The following is an 18,643-nucleotide window of genomic DNA, read 5'->3' as shown; positions in this document are numbered from 1 at the left end:
CGGCAGCCCCGATGAGCCTGAGCGAGTATCGCCGCAAGCGCAGCTTCGACAAGACCCGCGAGCCCGAGCCCGGCAAGACCGTGCCCGCCGGGCAGCGCGCGATCTTCGTGGTGCAGCTGCACCACGCCAGCCGGCGTCATTACGACTTCCGCCTGCAGGTGGGCGATGCGCTCAAGAGCTGGGCGGTCCCGAAAGGGCCAAGCTATGACCCCAAGGTCAAGCGCATGGCCGTGGAGGTGGAGGATCACCCGGTCGACTATGCAGAGTTCGAAGGAGAGATTCCCAAGGGCGAGTATGGCGGCGGCCACGTGGCCCAGTTCGACCACGGGGTATGGGCCACTGCCGGCGACCCCGAGGCGCAACTGGCCAAGGGGCATCTGCGGTTTGAGCTGTTCGGCAGCAAGTTGAAGGGCGGCTGGCACCTGGTACGGTCCGGCAAGCCGGCGCGGCAGCCGCAGTGGTTGCTGTTCAAGGAAGACGACGCCTACGCCGGCACGCTGGAGGCCGACGACCTGCTGGCCGATGTCGCTGCCGCGCCAGCCGCCGATGTGCGTCGCGCCGGTGCCGGCAAGGCCGGGCGCAAGGTACTTACGCACGTGCCTGCGCCGGTCGCCGGCAAGCGCCGGGACTGGGCGAAACAGGCGCTCGCCCTCAGCAACGCGCGCCGCGCCGAGCTGGCCGATGCGCCGTTCGAGCCGCAGCTTGCCAAGCTGGGCCAGGCGCCCCCCGATGGCGCGCAGTGGGTACACGAAATCAAGTGGGACGGTTACCGCATCCTGGCGACCGTGAGCGACGGGCAGGTGCGGTTGTGGTCGCGCAATGCGCTGGAGTGGACCGACAAGACGCCCGAGATCCGCGATGCGATCCAGTCGCTGGGCTTGCGCTCGGCGCAACTGGACGGCGAGCTGATCGCTGGGCGCGGCACCAAGCAGGACTTCAATCTGCTGCAGGCGACCTTGTCCGGTGAGCGCCAGATGCCGCTCGCGCTGGCAGTCTTCGATCTGCTGCACGTGGACGGCGTGGACATCAGTCGGGCACCCCTGATCCAGCGCAAGCAACTACTGCAGGAGGTGATGGCCGCCGCGCCGACGTCGCACCTGGCGTACAGCTCGCATGTGGAAGGCGATGGACAGCAGGCGTTCCGCGTCGCGGGCGAGCAGCATTTCGAAGGCATCATCTCCAAGCGTGCGGACCGGCCGTATCACGGTGGGCGCAGTGACGACTGGCGTAAGACCAAACAATTGGCCAGCCAGGAATACGCGGTGGTGGGCTATACCGCGCCCAAGGGCAGCCGCACGGGGTTCGGTTCGCTGCTGCTGGCCACACCCGACCCGGTGCACGGCTGGCTGTACGTCGGCCGGGTGGGATCGGGCTTTTCCGATGCGCTGATGCGCGAGGTGACGCGGCAGCTGGAGGGCGGCACGCGGACACCCACCGCCCATGTGCCGACCGACGACACCGACTTGCGCGGCGCAACCTGGTTTGCGCCGCGGTTCGTGGTGGAGGTGTTCTACCGCGGCATCGGTGGTCAGCAGCTATTGCGGCAGGCCTCATTCAAGGCGCTGCGCCCGGACAAGCGCATTGCCGACCTGGCCGACAGCGATGCGGCTGGCGGTGCGGCTGCAGGCTTGCGCAGGACGCCGTCGCGCCGGTCCAAGGGGACGCCTGCGTCGTCGCCTGCATCGTCTCCGCCGACCAGCGCGAAAAGCGCGACGTCCGCGTCCACTTCGGCGGTGCCGGCGCTGTCCAGTCCGGGCAAGCTCATCTACCCGGATATCCGCGCGACCAAGGGCGACGTCTGGGACTACTACCAGGCCGTGATGGACCATCTGCTGCCGGAAATCGTCGGCCGCCCGCTCTCGATCATCCGCTGCCCGAACGGGGCAGAGAAGCCGTGCTTCTTCCAGAAACACCACACCGCCGGGCTGGAGCGCGTCAGTTCGGTCAGGTTGAAGGAAGACACCGGCAACAATGCCTATTACCTGGTTGTGGACGATGCGCCCGGGCTGCTGGAGCTGGTGCAATTCAACGCGCTGGAATTTCATCCCTGGGGCTCGCACGCTGCCCGCCCCGATGTGGCCGACCGGGTGGTGTTCGACCTAGACCCGGGCCCGGACGTACCGTTTGCCGAGGTCAAGCGCGCGGCGACCGATATCCGCAAGCTGCTGGCACAGCTGGAACTGGAATCGTTCCTGCGCGTGTCCGGCGGCAAGGGGGTGCACGTGGTGGTGCCCCTGAACCCGGGCTGCGACTGGGACCTGACCAAACGCTTCGCCAAGGGCTTTGCGGATGCGCTGGCGCAGTCGGAACCGGAGCGCTTTGTCGCCACCGCGACCAAGCGGTTTCGCAACAAGCGCATCTTTGTCGATTATCTGCGCAACGGGCGCGGCGCCACGGCGGTGGCATCGTATTCGCTGCGGGGCCGGCCGGGCGCACCGGTGGCCTTGCCGCTGCCATGGTCGGATCTGCCCAAGCTGCACCGTGCCGATGCATTCACGCTACGCGATGTGCCGGAGAAACTGCGCCGTCGGCGCAAGGACCCATGGGCAGACATGGATCATATCCAGCAGAACCTGGCACGTTGGGCGGCGCAGGACTGACGCCTGCCAAGTGATCGCAGGTGGGCCGATGCACGCAATGAAAAGCCCGCATTGCTGCGGGCTCTTTGCGTGAAGCCGATCTTACTGCGCGGCAGGATCGGCCAGCAGCGGCAGCAGTTGTGCTTCCAGCAGCTGCCGGCGCCATTGGCCCAGGGCCGCGGGCCAAGCGTGTTGCTCGATCAGCGTTTCAAGATGTCGCCGCGAAGCAAGCAGGCCGTCCGGCAGTCCCAGTTCGCGACTGCGCTGCGCCACGGCGTCCTGCAGGCGCTTGAGCACCGCCTTGTTTCCATCGGTGGCCGCCTGCGCCAGCGGGGCGCTGTCTTCGTCCGGCAGTGGCGTGTTGAGCGCCTCCCAGACCGCAGCGGCGAGCTTGCGCGGGGCTTTGGGAAATTTATCGAACTGGCGCAGCAGCGCGTCCAGGTCCGCGGGCGGAAACCGCGCCAGCTGGCTGGCCAATTCGTTGTCCAGGATCCAGCTGCGCGGACGGTCGCTCTGGCGTGCCTGCAGATCGCGCCAGCGCAACAGCCGAAGCAGCCGACGTTGCGCGGCCGGCTCCAGGAACTGCGCGGTACGCAGGCTCACATGCGGCCAACGCTCGCCATCGTCGTGCTCGACGGTGGCCAGCAGCCGCTCGGCATCTTCGGCCAGCCAGCCCAGGCGGTGCTGCTCGGTCAGGCGACGGGTCAGCTCATCGTGCAGCGCAAACAGATAACGCACGTCGTCGGCGGCGTATTCCAGCTGCGACGGAGAGAGCGGACGGCGCATCCAGTCCGAGCGCGTCTCGCCCTTGGTCAGCAAGGTGCCGGTCACTTCCTGCACCAGTTTCTGATAGCCCATGCCACCGCCGACACCGGCCAGGGCGGCAGCGATCTGGGTGTCGAACAGCGGCCGCGGCAGCACGCCGCACGCGCACTTGAAGGTGACCAGGTCTTCGCTGGCGCTATGCATCACCTTGACGATGTCGGTGGCGGTCAACCACTCCTTGAGCGCCGCGTTCATGCCCGGGATCAGCGGATCGATCAGCAGGATCTCCTCGCCAATGGCCATCTGCACCAGCGCCAACTGCGGCCAGTAGGTGCGTTCGCGAATGAATTCGGTATCCAGGCCGATGCGCGACGGGCGCGCTGCCTGCAGGCGCTCGGTCAGCTCGGAGGGGTGGGTGATCCAATGGGGCACGTGATTTCCGTCGACAGCAAGGGTTTGCGCAGAACGCGCAGAATAGCCTAACGTCGCGATCGCCTGTCGTGCGGCAGAGCACTGGAAGGAGCAGGTGGTGGGCAAGTGCGGTAACCGGATGGCAACGTGGGCACTGGTGGCGCTCAGCATGTGTGCCTGTTCACGTGCCCCGGCACCGACTCCGGCGCCGGCTGCACAAGCGCCGGCGGCGACGCGGCAGCCAGGCACACCCAATGTCTCCATCGGCGGCGAAGAATCCGCCGAGACCGTTGCACAGTGGCAACCGCCGGCCGTGGATCTGGGCGATGAGCCCCTGGCGCAGGCGCGCAAGCGCGCCGACGCGGCCTTGCAGGACGATCGCCTGTACCGCGATGCCGACGATGCGATCCCGTTGTACCTGGCTATCCAGGAACGCGCCGGCGGCAAGGACGCGGCCAGCCGGCGCGGGCTGGAGCAGGCGCGCGCGCGCTTGCTCGAGCGCGGGCAGGCCTTGATTGCCCAGACCGAGCGTCAGGACGATGCGCTGGAACAGGCGCGCGAGCTGGCCATCGTGGCGCTGGCGCTCGCACCGCAGGACCCGAAGGTGCGTGCGCTGCAACGCGAAGTGGAAACCGCCCAGCGCGTGCTCGGGTTCAACCGGGCCGGTGAAGACGATCTGCGCGGTGGCCGGTTGGGCGAAGACGGCAACGGCGCGCTGGTGAACTTTCGCGATGCCGCGCAGCTGGACCCGGACAACCCACGCACGCGCCAGGGCCTGGCCGCAGTGGAAAGCGGATTGCTCGAACGCGCCGAACAGGCCGCCGATGCCGGGGATTTCGTCGGTGCGCGGTACTGGCTGCAGATGGCCGGGCAGGTGCGCGACCGCGCGCCCACCATTGCCGATGCGCGCGCGCGCATCGAGCGCACGCGGCGCGCGCAGATCGCGGCGTTGCACGATGCCGGCCTGCACGACCTGACGTCGCCGCGCGGTCTCAAGGCCGCCGGTGAGAAACTGGCCGAGGTGCTGCGCATCGCCGACCCCGGCGACCCGATGGCGGGCGATCTGCGCCGTCGGCTGGAATTGGCCACCCATTACGGCAGCTTCCGGCCCGGGCAGGTGTTCACCGACGGGCTCAAGCTCGGCGGGCGCGGACCGCAGATGATCGTGGTGCCGCATGGTGCCTTCCAGATGGGTGCCGGCGATGCCGAGCCGGGGGCCTCCGACAACGAGCGCCCGGCGCACTACGTGCGCTTCGCACGCGGCTTTGCGTTGTCGATCACCGAGGTGACGGTGGCCGAGTTCCGCCAGTTCGTCGAGGCCACCGGTGCGCGGCCGCGGGCCACCCGGCGCGGGCATTCGGTGGTGTACGACGAGCGCAGCGGCAACTTCATCCGCCGCAGCGGCGTGGACTGGCAGTCCGACTACAACGGTGCACGGGCCGCGCCCAACAGCCCGGTGATGCACGTCAGCATCCGCGACGCCGAGGCGTATGCGTCCTGGCTGTCGGAGCAGACCGGCCGCCATTACCACGTGCCCAGCGAGGCCGAGTTCGAGTACGCGGTGCGCGCCGGCACCACTGGGCGCTATCCGTGGGGGAATGCCGGCTCGCCACCGCGCGACACGGGCAATTTCACCGGCGGCAACGACGTATCGCGCAGCGGCCGGCACTGGAACAATGGCTTCGTCGGCTACGGCGACGGCTTCTGGGGCCCGGCACCGGTAGGCAGTTTCCGCGCCAACGCCTGGGGCTTGCACGACATGGGCGGCAACCTGAGCGAATGGGTGGCCGACTGCTGGCACGCCAGCTATCGCCGGGCACCGGCCGATGGCGCGGCATGGTTCAACCCGGGCTGCCGGCAGCGCATGATCCGCGGCGGCAGCTGGGCCAACTCGCCGCAGCAGACACGCGCGGCGTGGCGGCAATCGCAGGACTCCGATACCACCAGTGCGCGGATCGGGTTCCGGCTGGCGCGCGGGATCTAGAGTTGAGGAGATGGATGCTTCGGGACGGCGGTTCGATTCCGCCCACCTCCACTAATCCGCTCACCTCCACCAAACAGCGTTTCCTGAGACGAGCGACTACAGCCTGGAATTCTCGATGCAGAGATTTTTCGGCCTTTTGATGCGCATGGCGGATGCCGGATGCAGGCTGCGTAGCGCCGGCCCAGCCACCATGCATGACATGTCTGGATCCGTTGGCTTAACCGCAGCGAACACTTCCCGCGCGCGGATGGAACCGGTAAGGCGTGCGGCGGTCGAAGCGCCAGCGCTTCTGAAGGACTGCCGCGATGAGCATGGGGATCACGATGTTTCGTTGGGTCATGGCGACCTTGCTGATCGGCGGCAGCGGCTATGCCGTGGCGCGGCACATGCAGGAAGGCAACACCGCCGGACACTATCACGCAGTGGAGGTCGTGCGCCCGGAAGGCACGCCCAAGGCCATGGTGGTGTTGCTGCCCGACAGTGCCCATCCGCAGGACGGCCAGCGCCTGGCCGACATGCTGAGCGATGACGGTGCGCTGGTTGCGGTGGTCGATACCGCCAGCTACCGCGAGCGCCTGCGCTCGCACCACGCGGCCTGCAGCTCGCTGGCCGACGACGCCGAGCGGCTCGGCAAGAAATTGTTGCGCGCCGAACATGTGGATGCCTTCCTGCCGCCGGTGCTGGTGGGGCAGGGCGATGGCGCGGTGCTGGCACGCCAGGCGTTGGCGTCGTCGGCGCCCGACGTGCTGGGCGGTGCGGTGGTCGCCGATGCCGGCACCACCGACACCGGCCTGGCCTGTTCGCGCGACGTGCCCGATGCCAATCAGGGCTTTCTCGACGATCTGGTCGACGGCGCCAGCCCGATGCAGATCGCTGCGGCCACGCGCGGCCACTTCCAGGCAGCCCAGGCGCGGGGCCTGGGTGACCTGCCGCTGGTCGAGCTGCACGCACCCGGCAGCGATCGCCTGGTGGTGATGCTCTCCGGCGATGGCGGCTGGCGCGAGCTGGACAAGGGCATCGCCGCGCAGCTGCAGCAGCAGGGCGTGTCGGTGGTGGGCTGGAATAGCCTGCGGTACTTCTGGGCCAGCCGCACCCCGCAGCAGGTGGGCGCGGACCTGGACCGGGTGATCGCGGCCTATCGCCAGCGCTGGCACATCCAGCACGTTGCGTTGGTGGGGTATTCGTTCGGTGCCGACATCCTGCCGTTCGCCTACCCGGAACTGTCGCCGCAGCAGCGCGCCTCCGTGCAGTTCGTCAGCCTGCTCGGGCTTGGCCACCAGGCCGATTTCAAGGTGCGTGTCGGCGGCTGGCTGGGCTGGCACAACGATGCCGAGCGCGATGTGGAGCCCGCCATCCAGTCGCTGGACGCGCATCGGCTGCAGTGCATCTATGGCAGCGAAGAAAAGGACACGCTGTGCCCGGAGCTGCGCGCGCGCGGCGTCGAGGTGGCGGTGCGGCCCGGCGGCCACCATTTCGATCACGACCCGGCGGTGTTGACCACGCTGCTGATGCAGGGCTGGCAGCACGCCGCGCAGATGCCTGGCCGCTCCTGACGCCGCTCAGCGTTGAAGAAGCACTAGACGACGTTTTTCCGGAGCGCTTGATCGACAACCGACGATCGCAGTCGAGCACGTTCTGCCGGGCGCAGGCGACTGATTCCTGGCGGCGGTGGCCGCAGTGCCCGGGCGCAATGCCGGGTCTGCCCGTCACCCCACGGCTTATTCAAGGTTTGCTGTCAGCGCGCCGACCGATGGCGGCGCGACCTGGCGCGGCGCTCTTCGACTGGTTCAAGCAGGCGAAGAGCGGCAGCAGTGCTGCAGACACCGCGTCGTCGTGGGCTGCTTGTTTTCAGCCTTCGCCAGATTCCACCCGCACAGCGATGCTGCCATCGGCCAGTTGCGCACGCAGGCGCTCGCCGGCCACCACGTCGGCGGCGCTGCGCACCACGCTGCCATCGGCAGGGCGGGTCACGATGGCATAGCCGCGTGACACGGTGGCAAGCGGGCTCACCGCTTCCAGCGAGCGCGCCAGGCCGCGCAGCCGCAACTGATCGTGCTGCAAGCGCCGTTGCATGGCCGCTTGCGGATGCAGTGCGCGCAGCCGCTGTTGCAAGCTGGCGAGGTTGCGCTGCGGGTTATGCACCTGCAGGTGCGCCTGCCCGCGTTGCACGCGTGTCTGCAGGCGTTCCAGCACCTGGGCCATGCGCGCGCGCAGCTGACGGCCGGCCTCTTCCTGGCGCCGGTGCAGCAGCTGCAGCCGCGCCTGCGGGCTGTGCGCACGCAGGCGCAGCGCAAGCCGGTCGGCGCGTTGCATCGCGTTCCCCAGGGCATGCTGTTGCAGCTGGGCCATGCGTGCCTGCGCGCGCCTCACCCGCGCCACCAGTTCACGCTGATCGGGCACCAGCAGCTCGGCCGCCACCGACGGCGTGGGCGCACGCACGTCGGCCACGAAATCGCTCAGGCTGAAGTCGGTCTCGTGACCGACCGCCGAGACCACCGGGGTCTGCGCAGCGGCGATCGCGCGCGCCAGACGTTCGTCGTTGAAGGCCCACAGGTCTTCCAGCGAGCCGCCACCGCGGGTGATCAGGATGACGTCGTAACGCCCGGAGGCATCGGCGCGCTGCAGCAGGGATGTCACTTGTGCGGCGGCGCTGTCGCCCTGCACCAGCGACGGCAACAGGTCGACCTCCAGCAGCGGGAAGCGTCGCGCCAGCACACTGAGCACATCGCGCACCGCCGCACCGCTGGGCGAGGTGATCACCGCCAGACGGCGTACATGCGCCGGCAGCGGTTGCTTGCGCTCGGCATCGAACAGGCCTTCGGCTGCCAGGCGCGTACGCAGTTCGTCGAAGGCACGTCGCAGCGCGCCTTCGCCGGCTTCTTCCATGTGGTCGAGCACCAGCTGGTAGTCGCCGCGCGCTTCGTACAGGGTGAGGCGGCCGCGTGCGAGCACGCGCAAGCCCTCGCGCGGCTGGAACTTCAGCCAGGTGCTCTTGGGCTTGAACATCGCGCAACGGATCTGCGCGCGCGCGTCCTTGAGCGTGAAGTACAGATGGCCCGAGGCCGGGCGGGTGACGCTGCTCAGCTCGGCTTCCACCCACACCAGCGGGAAGCTGCCTTCCAGCAGGTCGCGCGCCAGTGTATTGAGCTGGCTGGGAGTGAGGATCTGTTGGTTGCGGTCGGCCATCGCCGCATTATCCCGTAGCGGCGCAGAGCGTGGGTGATCGGTTGCCCGAAGCCCATGAGCCCGGTGGCTGATCGCGGGTCATCACCTGGCGCGCGGTAAGCGCCGATGGCTGCGGCGCCAGCAGAACGCATAGCGAACGCTTGCGAGTCAGAGACCGTGCTGCGCCAGCGCCCAGCCCACGTGTTCGCGTACCAGTTCCGAGTCGTCGTGGCGACGCGCTTCCAGGGCGGCCAAGACTTCCGGCGTGCCCGGTGCATTGCCCAGGCCCACCGCGATATTGCGCAGCCAGCGTTCGTGGCCGCTGCGGCGGATCGGGCTCCCTTCGGTGCGGCGCAGGAATTCGTCTTCGTCCCAGGCAAACAGCTGCGGCAGCGTTGCCACATCCAGCGCATTACGGGCGCGGAAGTCGGGCTCATCGGTGCGCTTGGCGAATTTGTTCCAGGGGCAGATCAGCTGGCAATCGTCGCAGCCGAAGATGCGGTTGCCGATCGGCTTGCGCATCTCTTCCGGAATTGGACCGTCGTGTTCGATGGTGAGGTAGGCAATGCAGCGGCGCGCATCCAGCCGGTACGGCGCGATGATGGCCTGGGTCGGGCAGATGTCGATGCAGCGCGTGCAGGTGCCGCAATGCGCGGTGGCCGGCGTGTCGATCGGCAGCGGCAGATCCAGATAGATCTCGCCCAGGAAGAACCACGAGCCGCCGTTGCGATCGATCAGGCAGGTGTGTTTGCCGATCCAGCCCAGCCCCGCGTTACGCGCCAGTGCGCGCTCCAGCACCGGCGCCGAATCGACGAACACGCGGAAGCCGAAGGCGCCGATCTCGCCCTGGATGCGCTCGGCCAGCTTCTGCAGCCGGTTGCGCATCAGCTTGTGGTAATCGCGCCCCAGCGCATAGCGCGCCACGTACGCACGGTTGCCGTCGTGCAAGGTGTTCCACGCCTCGGTGTCGTCCTTGCGACCGTAATCCATGCCCACCGACAACACCCGCAAGGTGCCCGGCACCAGCTCCTGCGGGCGCGAGCGTTTGTCGCCGTGCTGGGCCATCCAGTGCATCGTGCCGTACAGGCCTTCTTCCAGCCAGCTGCGCAGATGCACTTCGTCTTCGCCCAATTCGATGCCGGCGATACCGCAGCGTTGAAAGCCCGCTTCGCGTGCAAGCGCACGGATGCGCGCGGCGGCATCGGTGGGGTCGGGGCGGGCGAGGACGGCAGACATGACGACAAGTATAGAATTCCCGGCATGTACGCACCGCTCGCTCTTTACGATTCCGCTGCCGCGCGCACGCTCGATGCGCAGGCCACCGCGCTGCTCGGTGGCGATGGCTACATCCTGATGCAACGTGCCGGGCAGGCCGCCTGGCAATGGTTGCTGGAGCGCTGGCCGCAGGCGCGCCGCATCGTGGTGGTCTGCGGGACCGGCAACAACGGTGGCGATGGCTATGTGCTGGCGCGGTTGGCGCAGCGCGCCGGGCGCCAGGTGCGGGTGGTGCATCTGCCCGAGCGGGGCCCGGCATCGGAGCTGGCCCAGCGCGCCTGTACCGACTACCTGGCGGTGGGCGGCGCGATCGAGCTGTTTCCGTATCCGCTGGCGCAGGCCGATGTGATCGTGGATGCGCTGTTCGGCATCGGCCTGAACCGCGCGCCCGATGCGCCAACCGCAGCGCTGATCGAGGCGGTCAACGGTTGCGGCGTTCCGGTGCTGGCGCTGGACGTGCCCAGCGGCATCGACGCCGACCATGGCGTGGCGTTCGAGACGGCCGTGCGTGCGCAGGCGACCTTGCAATTCATCGTGCCGCATGTCGGCCTGTACACCGGCGACGCCCTGGAATACGCAGGCGACCGCGGCATCGCAACGCTGGACGTGCCGGGCTCTGCATTCGACGGGCTCACGCCTGCCGCACATCGCTGGGACATCGACGCGCTGGCGGCGCAGTTGCGGCCCCGGCGGCGCAACACGCACAAGGGCGAATCGGGCCGGGTGCTGTGCGTGGGCGGCAATCTGGGCAGCGGCGGGGCAATCATGCTGACCGCCGAAGCCGCGCTGCGCAGCGGCGCCGGGCTGGTGCAGGTGGCCACCCGTGCCGAGCACGTGACCCCGTTGCTGGCGCGTTGCCCCGAAGCGATGGTGCGCGCGGTGCAGGCGGGCGACGACATCGCCGCCCTGGCCGATGCCGCCGATGTGGTCGCGCTCGGGCCCGGCCTGGGCCAGGACGCGTGGGCCCAGACGTTGTGGCGTGCGGTCCTGGGCTCGGACAGCGCCGTCGTCATCGATGCCGATGGCCTGAACCTGTTGGCGTCAAATCCGGTGCCCACGCGTGGCCCGCGGGTGCTGACCCCGCATCCCGGCGAAGCCGGGCGATTGCTGGGGCTGTCCACCGCGCAGGTGCAGCGCGACCGCCTGACCGCCGCTGCCGCGTTGGCCCAGCGCTTCGACGCGGTGGTGGTGCTCAAGGGCGCCGGCAGCGTGGTGGCGGCCCCGCACGCGGTGCCGCGGATCATCGGCGCCGGCAACCCGGGCATGGCCGTCGGTGGCATGGGTGACCTGTTGACCGGCGTGATCGCCGCCTTGCTGGGCCAGGGCTGGGCGGCCCTGGATGCCGCCAGCCTGGGCGCCTTGCTGCATGCCTGCGCCGGCGACGCGGCGGCGCGCGACGGCGAACGCGGCCTGTTGCCCACCGACCTGCTGCCGCAGCTGCGTCGCCTTGCCAATGCCGGAGCCACTGCATGACGCCTCTTGCTGCCTACCTGATCGATGCCGAGGCCACCGAGACGCTGGGCCGCGCAATGGCGGCAGTCCGGCCCGCCAACGCGATGGTCCAGCTGCATGGCGACCTGGGCGCGGGCAAGTCCACGCTGGCGCGCGCGCTGCTGCGGGCGCTCGGTGTCAGCGGGCCGATCCGCAGCCCGACCTATACCCTGATCGAACGATACCCGCTGGGCCCCGGCGACGAAGCCTGGCACCTGGACCTGTACCGCATCGGGCAGGCCGGCGAGCTGGATTTCCTTGGCCTGGACGAAGGCAGCGCCAGCCTGTGGCTGGTGGAATGGCCGGAGCGGGGCGCAGGTGCCCTGCCGGCGGTGGACCTGAGTGTGGAACTGGCAGTCGATGGCGATGGCCGACGTGTTCGTCTGCTGGGCCGCAGCCAGACCGGGCGCGACTGGCTGGCGCGCCTCGCCGATCAGGCCGAGTTGCAGGCGCTTTTTGTCAGCCCACAGGAAGAATGAACGCCAGGTTACGGATTATTAAGGGAAATCACCTTGCAATTCACCCGCTTGGGTGATTGAATCCAGCGCCATGACACCGGGGATCCGCCAGTTCAGTCGCGCCGCCTTGACCGCCAGCCTCAGCCTGGCGGTTTTTGCTGCGTGGGCCGGCGAAATCAAGGGCGTCGGCGTCAGCATTGGCGCCACCGGCACCCGCGCAGAAATCCAGTTGGCCGGCAGCGGCGGCTTCAAGACCTTGTCGCTGGCCAACCCCAATCGGTTGGTGGTGGACTTCCCGGATTCGGCCGCGGCGCGTGGGCTCAAGCTGCCGCCGGCCGCCGGCCTGGTGACCTCCGTGCGCACCGGGCAACCGGTGCCGGGCACGTTCCGGGTGGTGTTCGAGCTGTCCAGCCCGGTCACTGCACTGAAACCGCAAATGCAGACGCTCGGCAGTGCCTCGACCCTGGTGATCGAATGGCCCGGCGATCCAGCACCTCCCTCCGCCGTTGCCAGCGCACCGGTACCTGCCGCGGCACCGCCGCCACGCATCGTCGATGCACAGGCCGAAGCGGCGCGTGCCACCGCAGCGCTGGCCGCATCCGCGCAGCGTGCGTCTGCGGCGCCACCTCCGCCGCCGGCCCCGGTCGTGGTGCCTGCTTCGGCGATGCCGACCGTCACGCAGGCAGCAGTGCCGACGACGGTCGCCACCGGGGTGCCGACGCCGCGTCCCGGAACCGCTGCTGCAGCCGCGCCGACGACGGCCGGTAGCGCCCAACCCAATCGCATCGTTGCGGGCCAGGGCACGCCGGTGCCAGGTGCGCCCACAACGGCCGGCGCCTCCGCGGCCGCCATCCTCAATGGTGGCGGCGCGCCGATGGCTGCTGCGGGCGCGGGTCCAGCTGCGGCAGTGCCGGGCGCTGCCACCGACGACGACCTGCCGCCGCGTCCGGTGCTGCCCAGTGAGGCATCGCGGGTCAAGATGGCGCCCGGCATGCGGCCGTTGATCGTCGCCATCGACCCGGGTCATGGCGGCCAGGATCCCGGGGCCATGGGCCCCACCGGCAAGCGCGAGAAAGACGTGACCCTGGCAGTCGGCCGCGAGCTGGCCCGCCAGATCAATGCCACGCCCGGCATGAAGGCGTACCTGACCCGCGACACCGATGTGTTCATCCCGCTGCCGATGCGCGCGCAGAAGGCACGCGCCGCCAAGGCCGACATCTTCATTTCGATCCACGCCGATGCGGCCGAAAACCGCAGCGCCACCGGATCGTCGGTGTACGTGTTGTCCACCAAGGGCGCTTCTTCACAGCGCGCGCGCTGGCTGGCCGACAAGGAAAATGCCGCCGACCTGGTCGGTGGCGTGCGTCTGCAGCAGACCGAAAGCACGCTGGCCAACGTATTGCTGGACCTGGCCCAGAGCGGGCACATGAAAGCCTCCGAAGACGCCGCCGGGCACGTGCTCGGTGGGCTCAAGCGCATCGGCAACAATCACAAGCCGCAGCTGGAGCGCGCCAATTTCGCGGTGCTGCGCACCTCGGATATGCCGGCCATGCTGGTAGAAACCGCGTTCATCTCCAATCCGGACGAAGAGCGTCGCCTGATCGACCCGGCCTACCAGCGCAAGATCGCCGCTGCGGTGCTGGACGGTATCGATACGTTCTTTACGCGCCAGCCGCCGCCGGGCACCTTGTTCGCTGCGCGCGCGCAGGCCGAAGCCGATGCCGTCGGCACCGTGGCCGGCGGCAGCCGCTGACCCGCTCGGCTATCATTCGGCCCTGAATCCCGAGATGTCGGCGCCTGTGCGCCGCCGGGTCGCCGTGCCGAGGTCTGTCTTGTCCGTGTCACCCCCGCTGTACTGCATGCCGCGCGTCCTGCGCTGGAGTGCGTGCTGATGGCGATCCGCCAGCTACCCGAGATCCTGATCAACCAGATCGCTGCCGGCGAGGTCGTCGAGCGGCCCGCTTCCGTGGTCAAGGAGCTGGTCGAGAACGCGCTCGACGCCGGCGCCACCCGGGTGGACATCGAGCTGGAAGAAGGCGGCGTGCGCCTGATCCGCATCCGCGACAACGGCGGCGGCATCACGCCCGACGAGCTGCCGCTTGCAGTCTCGCGGCATGCCACCAGCAAGATCGCCTCGCTCGACGATCTGGAAACCGTCGCCACGCTCGGTTTTCGCGGCGAAGCCTTGCCGTCGATCGCCTCGGTCAGCCGCTTCACCCTGATCTCGCGCCGCGCCGATGCCGAGCACGGCTCGGCGCTGCAGATCGACGGCGGCCGGCTGGGCGAGGTGACCCCGCACGCACACGCGCCCGGCACCACGGTCGAGGTGCGCGAGCTGTTCTTCAACGTGCCGGCACGCCGCAAGTTCCTGCGTGCCGAACGTACCGAGCTCGGGCACATCGAAGAGTGGCTGCGCTCGTTGGCGCTGGCGCGCCCAGATGTGGAATTGCGCGTGTCGCACAACGGCAAGCCGTCGCGTCGCTACAAGCCGGGTGACCTGTATTCGGACGCGCGCCTTGGCGAAACGCTGGGCGAGGATTTTGCGCGCCAGGCGCTGCGCGTGGATCACAGCGGCGCCGGCCTGCGCCTGCATGGTTGGGTGGCGCAACCGCATTACTCGCGTGCCAGCACCGACCAGCAGTATCTCTACGTCAATGGCCGCTCGGTACGCGATCGCAGCGTGGCGCACGCGGTCAAGATGGCCTATGGCGATGTGCTGTTCCATGGCCGCCAGCCCGCCTACGTGCTGTTCCTGGAACTGGACCCGGCGCGGGTGGACGTCAACGTGCATCCGGCCAAGCACGAGGTGCGCTTCCGCGAAGCGCGGCTGATCCACGACTTCGTCTACCGCACCTTGCAGGATGCCTTGGCGCAGACGCGTGCCGGTACCACACCCAACAGCATCGGCAGCGACGCTCCTGCGGCGGACGCCGCGGGTGCGATGAGAGCGGGTTTTAGTGGCAGCGCCAGCTACGGCAGCACCGCCAGCGGTGGTGGCGGCTCAGGAAGCTACGCCAACTGGACGCCCTCGCAGACGCCGTTGGGCTTGCGTGTGGACGAAGCGCGCGCGGCCTACAGTGCGCTGTATGCGCCGCCGCCCGGCAGTGCGCAGCATGCTGCACAGCTGCCACAGCTCTCCGGCACCGGCCTGCCGGCCACCGCCGAAGACAGCGGGGTGCCGCCGCTTGGCTACGCGGTGGCGCAGTTGCACGGCATCTACATCCTGTCCGAAAACGCCGAAGGCCTGATCGTGGTGGATATGCACGCCGCGCACGAGCGCATCGGCTACGAGCGGCTCAAGAACGCGCACGACAGCATCGGCCTGCATGCGCAGCCGCTGCTGGTGCCCATCACGCTGGCGGTGGGCGAGCGCGAGGCCGATACCGCCGAGCGTGAAGCCGATACCCTGGCCAGCCTGGGCTTTGAGATCACCCGTGCCGGCCCGCAATCGCTGCATGTACGCAGCATTCCCGCGTTGCTCGCCAACGCCGAGCCGGAGGCGCTGCTGCGCGATGTGCTCGGCGATCTGCGCGAACATGGGCAAAGCCGGCGCATCGCCAGTGCGCGCGACGAACTGCTCTCCACCATGGCCTGCCACGGCGCCGTGCGCGCCAACCGTCGCCTCACCGTGCCAGAAATGAACGCGCTGCTGCGCGATATGGAAGCCACCGAGCGCTCGGGTCAATGCAACCATGGCCGACCCACCTGGGCTCGGTTTACGCTGAGCGATATCGATCGTTGGTTTCTCAGGGGACGTTGATGGCAGTGCACGGTGGGAAGGGCTGGCTGCTCGGCATGCTGGTGGTCGCAACGCTGGCCGGCTGTGGGCGCGATAGCGCGCCGCCGCAGGCGCCGGTGGCGCTGGACAAGACGTTTCTGGCCGATACCGCCGCCTGGCGCGAAGCGCGGCTGAAAGAGCTGCGCGCACCCGATGGCTGGACCAGCCTGGTCGGCCTGCACTGGCTCTCGCTGAAGGCGCACTACATCGGCAGCAGCGCGGACAGTGGGATCAAACTCGCGGTCGGCCCGCCGAAGATGGGCATGGTGTCTACCGAGGGAGGCGTGGTGTGGTTCGTGCCCGAGCGCGGCGCGGCCCTCAGCGTGGACGGCAAGCCGCTGACCGGCAGGATCCGCTTCCAGTCAGATCGCGATGCGCGGCCGACGCTGATCCAGTTCGACGAGGGCAAGGGCGTGCTCGGCCTGATCCATCGTGGCGACCGCTATGCATTGCGCGTCAAGCATGCCGACGCGCCCTCGCGCATCCACTTCGCCGGGCTGGACTACTGGCCGGTGGATCCGGCATGGCGCATCGCCGCGCGCTACGTACCCAACGATGTCGGCAAGACCATCCCCATCGTGGACATCGTCGGCATCAGCAGCGAGCAGCCCAATGCAGGGGCGATCGAGTTCGAGCGCGACGGCAAGACCTATCGTCTGGAGACGATCGGCGAGCCGGGGCGACCCATGTTCGTGGTGTTCGCCGACCGCACCAGCGGCCACGGCAGCTATCCGGCCGGGCGTTTTCTGGACCTGGACGTGCCCGACGCCTCCGGGCACGTGGTGGTCGACTTCAATCGCGCCTACAACCCGCCGTGCGCGTTTACCCCGTTCGCCACCTGTCCCTTGCCGCCACCGGAAAACCGGATCGACCTGGCGGTGTCGGCCGGCGAAAAGGCCTACAAGGTGCCGCACTGACGTGGCGAGGGGGAATCGGTGATGGTCAACGCAATGAAAGTGCGGCTGGCTGCCTGGGGCCGCAGCGCGATGCTCGGCCTGGCACTGTGGAGCGGGGCGGTTGCGCCGGTCTGCGCACGTGCGGCCAACGAGGTGCCCGCCAACCCGCCGGTGCCGCTGCTATGGAAGGTCGATGGCAAGGGCGGCACGCTCTACCTGCTCGGCTCGTTCCATGTGCTCAAGCCCAGCGATTACCCGCTGTCGCCGGACGTGATGCAGGCATTTGCCAAGGCCGACCGGCTGGTCTTCGAGTTGCCGCCATCGGATGCGCAATCGCCGCGGCTGGCCAGCCGCATGTTGCAGGTGGCGCGCCGCAACGACGGCCGGACCCTGCAGGACGTGCTGGATGCCAGGACCTGGCAGGCGCTCAGCAGCTACGCACGCACGCACGGCATGTCGGTCGACGCATTGCAGCCGCTCAAGCCCTGGTTTGTCGCGCTCTCGATCAGCATGGCCGAGATGGCCCGCCAGGGCATGGACCCGAATGCCGGCCTGGACCATTACCTGATGCAGCAGGCGCAAGCCAGGGGCAAGCCGGCCGAAGGGCTGGAGCGCGCCGAAGAGCAGATCGCGTTGCTCGACGCGATGTCGCCAACCGAGCAGCATCAGTTGCTGGAAGAGTCGCTAGACGAAGCCGCGACCACCGATCAGCTGCGCCAGCTGCACGCGGCCTGGCGCAGGGGGGATGTGCAGACGCTGTCCACCCAGATGGCCGAAGACCTGCGCCGCCAGTATCCGGCGCTCTATCAGGACATCAATGTCGAGCGCAATGCGCGCTGGGTGCCGCGGCTGGAAAAGCAGCTGGGCAAGGGCAGCGGCACCACGCTGGTGGTGGTCGGTGCGCTGCACCTGCTCGGTAACGACGGGGTTGTGGAGCGCCTGCGCGCGCGCGGCTACCACGTGGAGCGGATCTGTTCGGCCTGTGCGCAACCGCCGGGCCGCTGACGGATCGTCTCCGGCGCAGACGCGCCCGGGCCCGATGGGTGCGACACCAAGCGTCAGTCAGTGGCGAACACTGCTGGAACACTCGCTGCGTCCAGGGTGCAGCAAGGTCGGACTGGCGGCCATGTCTGCCTGAGAACGGAGCAGCAGGTGGATTCGCTGCTGCTCCGGGATGCCACCGTGCGGGTCAACCGCGGTTGCGGGCCTTGCCGGTGGTGCCGGTATGGCTGCCGGAGGTGCCGTGCGTGCCGGTGCCCATCGGGCCGCTGCCCATGCTGCCGGCGCCGGGCGGGGTCGGCGGGGTGCCCGGGCCACCCGGGCGGCCAAAGCCGGCGCCGAAGTTGCGCTGGAACTCCTGCCACAACTCCAGGTTGCGCTCGGTCAGCTGGTTCATCATCGCCCAGGGGGTCTGCCCGAGCAGGTTGCCCATCTGCTGGCGGAACTGCTGCTGCTGGTCCAGGAACACCTGCATGCTGCGCTCCAGGTAGTTGCCCATGAAGCCCTGCAGCGAATCCCCGTAGAAGCGGATGATCTGGCTCAGCAACTGGGTGGAAAGCATCGGCTCACCGTCCTGTTCCTGGTCGGCAATGATCTGCAGCAGGACGGCACGACTCAAATCTTCGCCGCTCTTGGCATCGCGGACTTCGAACTCCTCGCCGTCGATGATCAACTGGCGCACATCTTCGATGGTGATGTAGCTGGAAATTTCCGTGTCGTAGAGACGGCGATTGGGATACTTCTTGATGATGCGAAGTCCGGCCATGGAACGTTCACTCACACTGATAGTGCGCGCAGGATGGCGCAGCGCAGCAGCGGTTGCAACAGCCAAACAGCCCTAT

13 protein-coding genes are annotated in these 18,643 nt (G+C 68.6%); 9 read left to right on the top strand and 4 right to left on the bottom strand.

The genetic code is table 11. From position 1 onward, the window contains the following. Positions 1-11 precede the first annotated feature (11 nt). Positions 12-2,600, top strand: coding sequence for a DNA ligase D (gene ligD / locus XnspCFBP7698_RS02300; protein WP_104579618.1), 2,589 nt, complete (start codon positions 12-14; stop codon positions 2,598-2,600). A gap of 81 nt (positions 2,601-2,681) precedes the next feature. Here the strand turns inward: ligD and rnd are convergent, their stop codons facing one another. Continuing rightward, entirely contained in the window at positions 2,682-3,776 is a 1,095-nt protein-coding gene (rnd, locus tag XnspCFBP7698_RS02295) for a ribonuclease D (protein WP_039410662.1), read from the bottom strand. A 148-nt stretch (positions 3,777-3,924) separates the two neighbouring features. On the opposite strand from rnd, the gene XnspCFBP7698_RS02285 reads away from it, so the two are divergent. Both XnspCFBP7698_RS02285 and XnspCFBP7698_RS02280 read left to right on the top strand, forming a co-directional pair. Beyond that, positions 3,925-5,739 (top strand): SUMF1/EgtB/PvdO family nonheme iron enzyme, encoded by a 1,815-nt coding sequence (locus XnspCFBP7698_RS02285; protein ID WP_343125098.1) that lies wholly within the window; start codon positions 3,925-3,927, stop codon positions 5,737-5,739. A 305-nt stretch (positions 5,740-6,044) separates the two neighbouring features. Next, positions 6,045-7,292, top strand: coding sequence for an AcvB/VirJ family lysyl-phosphatidylglycerol hydrolase (locus tag XnspCFBP7698_RS02280; RefSeq protein ID WP_104579619.1), 1,248 nt, complete (start codon positions 6,045-6,047; stop codon positions 7,290-7,292). Between the two features lie 295 nt (positions 7,293-7,587). Here XnspCFBP7698_RS02280 and xseA read toward each other — a convergent pair whose 3' ends face one another. Both xseA and queG read right to left on the bottom strand, forming a co-directional pair. Beyond that, complete coding sequence (gene xseA, locus XnspCFBP7698_RS02275) at positions 7,588-8,925, bottom strand: exodeoxyribonuclease VII large subunit (protein ID WP_104579620.1); 1,338 nt, start codon at positions 8,923-8,925, stop codon at positions 7,588-7,590. Positions 8,926-9,072: 147 nt separating this feature from the next. After that, positions 9,073-10,140 carry a tRNA epoxyqueuosine(34) reductase QueG gene (gene queG, locus XnspCFBP7698_RS02270; RefSeq protein ID WP_104579621.1) on the bottom strand — a complete coding sequence of 356 codons (1,068 nt, stop codon included), beginning with the start codon at positions 10,138-10,140 and terminating at the stop codon, positions 9,073-9,075. 24 nt (positions 10,141-10,164) lie between these two features. Between queG and XnspCFBP7698_RS02265 the strand changes: the two genes are divergently transcribed. From XnspCFBP7698_RS02265 to XnspCFBP7698_RS02240, 6 genes are all read left to right on the top strand, one after another. Continuing rightward, positions 10,165-11,652 carry an NAD(P)H-hydrate dehydratase gene (locus XnspCFBP7698_RS02265; RefSeq protein WP_123137239.1) on the top strand — a complete coding sequence of 496 codons (1,488 nt, stop codon included), beginning with the start codon at positions 10,165-10,167 and terminating at the stop codon, positions 11,650-11,652. Next, on the top strand, positions 11,649-12,149 hold the full coding sequence (gene tsaE, locus XnspCFBP7698_RS02260) for a tRNA (adenosine(37)-N6)-threonylcarbamoyltransferase complex ATPase subunit type 1 TsaE (protein WP_104579623.1): 501 nt from the start codon (positions 11,649-11,651) through the stop codon (positions 12,147-12,149). The genes XnspCFBP7698_RS02265 and tsaE overlap by 4 nt, the downstream gene beginning before the upstream one ends. A 70-nt stretch (positions 12,150-12,219) precedes the next feature. Continuing rightward, positions 12,220-13,881, top strand: a complete 1,662-nt coding sequence (locus tag XnspCFBP7698_RS02255) for an N-acetylmuramoyl-L-alanine amidase (protein WP_104579624.1) — start codon at positions 12,220-12,222, stop codon at positions 13,879-13,881. A gap of 138 nt (positions 13,882-14,019) precedes the next feature. Then, positions 14,020-15,888: a DNA mismatch repair endonuclease MutL gene (gene mutL, locus XnspCFBP7698_RS02250; RefSeq protein WP_104579625.1), complete on the top strand. Its 1,869-nt coding sequence runs from the start codon at positions 14,020-14,022 to the stop codon at positions 15,886-15,888. Next, positions 15,888-16,823, top strand: a complete 936-nt coding sequence (locus XnspCFBP7698_RS02245; protein WP_146093167.1) for a DUF1684 domain-containing protein — start codon at positions 15,888-15,890, stop codon at positions 16,821-16,823. The genes mutL and XnspCFBP7698_RS02245 overlap by 1 nt, the downstream gene beginning before the upstream one ends. 21 nt (positions 16,824-16,844) lie before the next feature. Beyond that, a complete protein-coding gene (locus tag XnspCFBP7698_RS02240) occupies positions 16,845-17,807 on the top strand; it encodes a TraB/GumN family protein (protein ID WP_104579626.1) in 963 nt (320 codons plus the stop codon). 184 nt (positions 17,808-17,991) lie between these two features. On the opposite strand, the gene phaR is transcribed toward XnspCFBP7698_RS02240, so the two are convergent. Further along, entirely contained in the window at positions 17,992-18,567 is a 576-nt protein-coding gene (gene phaR / locus XnspCFBP7698_RS02235) for a polyhydroxyalkanoate synthesis repressor PhaR (protein ID WP_039410688.1), read from the bottom strand. Positions 18,568-18,643 lie beyond the last annotated feature (76 nt).

This window comes from Xanthomonas sp. CFBP 7698, assembly GCF_003600855.1.
GTDB classification, from domain to species: domain Bacteria; phylum Pseudomonadota; class Gammaproteobacteria; order Xanthomonadales; family Xanthomonadaceae; genus Xanthomonas; species Xanthomonas cannabis.
This window is presented reverse-complemented; position numbering and strand designations above follow the sequence as displayed.

Bases quoted from the DNA above. Each gene is read 5' to 3' on its own strand.
- ligD (WP_104579618.1), top strand. From the start codon at position 12: ATGAGCCTGAGCGAGTATCGCCGCAAGCGCAGCTTCGACAAGACCCGC.
- XnspCFBP7698_RS02285 (WP_343125098.1), top strand. From the start codon at position 3,925: ATGTGTGCCTGTTCACGTGCCCCGGCACCGACTCCGGCGCCGGCTGCA.
- XnspCFBP7698_RS02280 (WP_104579619.1), top strand. From the start codon at position 6,045: ATGAGCATGGGGATCACGATGTTTCGTTGGGTCATGGCGACCTTGCTG.
- xseA (WP_104579620.1), bottom strand. From the start codon at position 8,925: ATGGCCGACCGCAACCAACAGATCCTCACTCCCAGCCAGCTCAATACA.
- queG (WP_104579621.1), bottom strand. From the start codon at position 10,140: ATGTCTGCCGTCCTCGCCCGCCCCGACCCCACCGATGCCGCCGCGCGC.
- XnspCFBP7698_RS02265 (WP_123137239.1), top strand. From the start codon at position 10,165: ATGTACGCACCGCTCGCTCTTTACGATTCCGCTGCCGCGCGCACGCTC.
- tsaE (WP_104579623.1), top strand. From the start codon at position 11,649: ATGACGCCTCTTGCTGCCTACCTGATCGATGCCGAGGCCACCGAGACG.
- XnspCFBP7698_RS02255 (WP_104579624.1), top strand. From the start codon at position 12,220: ATGACACCGGGGATCCGCCAGTTCAGTCGCGCCGCCTTGACCGCCAGC.
- mutL (WP_104579625.1), top strand. From the start codon at position 14,020: ATGGCGATCCGCCAGCTACCCGAGATCCTGATCAACCAGATCGCTGCC.
- XnspCFBP7698_RS02245 (WP_146093167.1), top strand. From the start codon at position 15,888: ATGGCAGTGCACGGTGGGAAGGGCTGGCTGCTCGGCATGCTGGTGGTC.
- XnspCFBP7698_RS02240 (WP_104579626.1), top strand. From the start codon at position 16,845: ATGGTCAACGCAATGAAAGTGCGGCTGGCTGCCTGGGGCCGCAGCGCG.
- phaR (WP_039410688.1), bottom strand. From the start codon at position 18,567: ATGGCCGGACTTCGCATCATCAAGAAGTATCCCAATCGCCGTCTCTAC.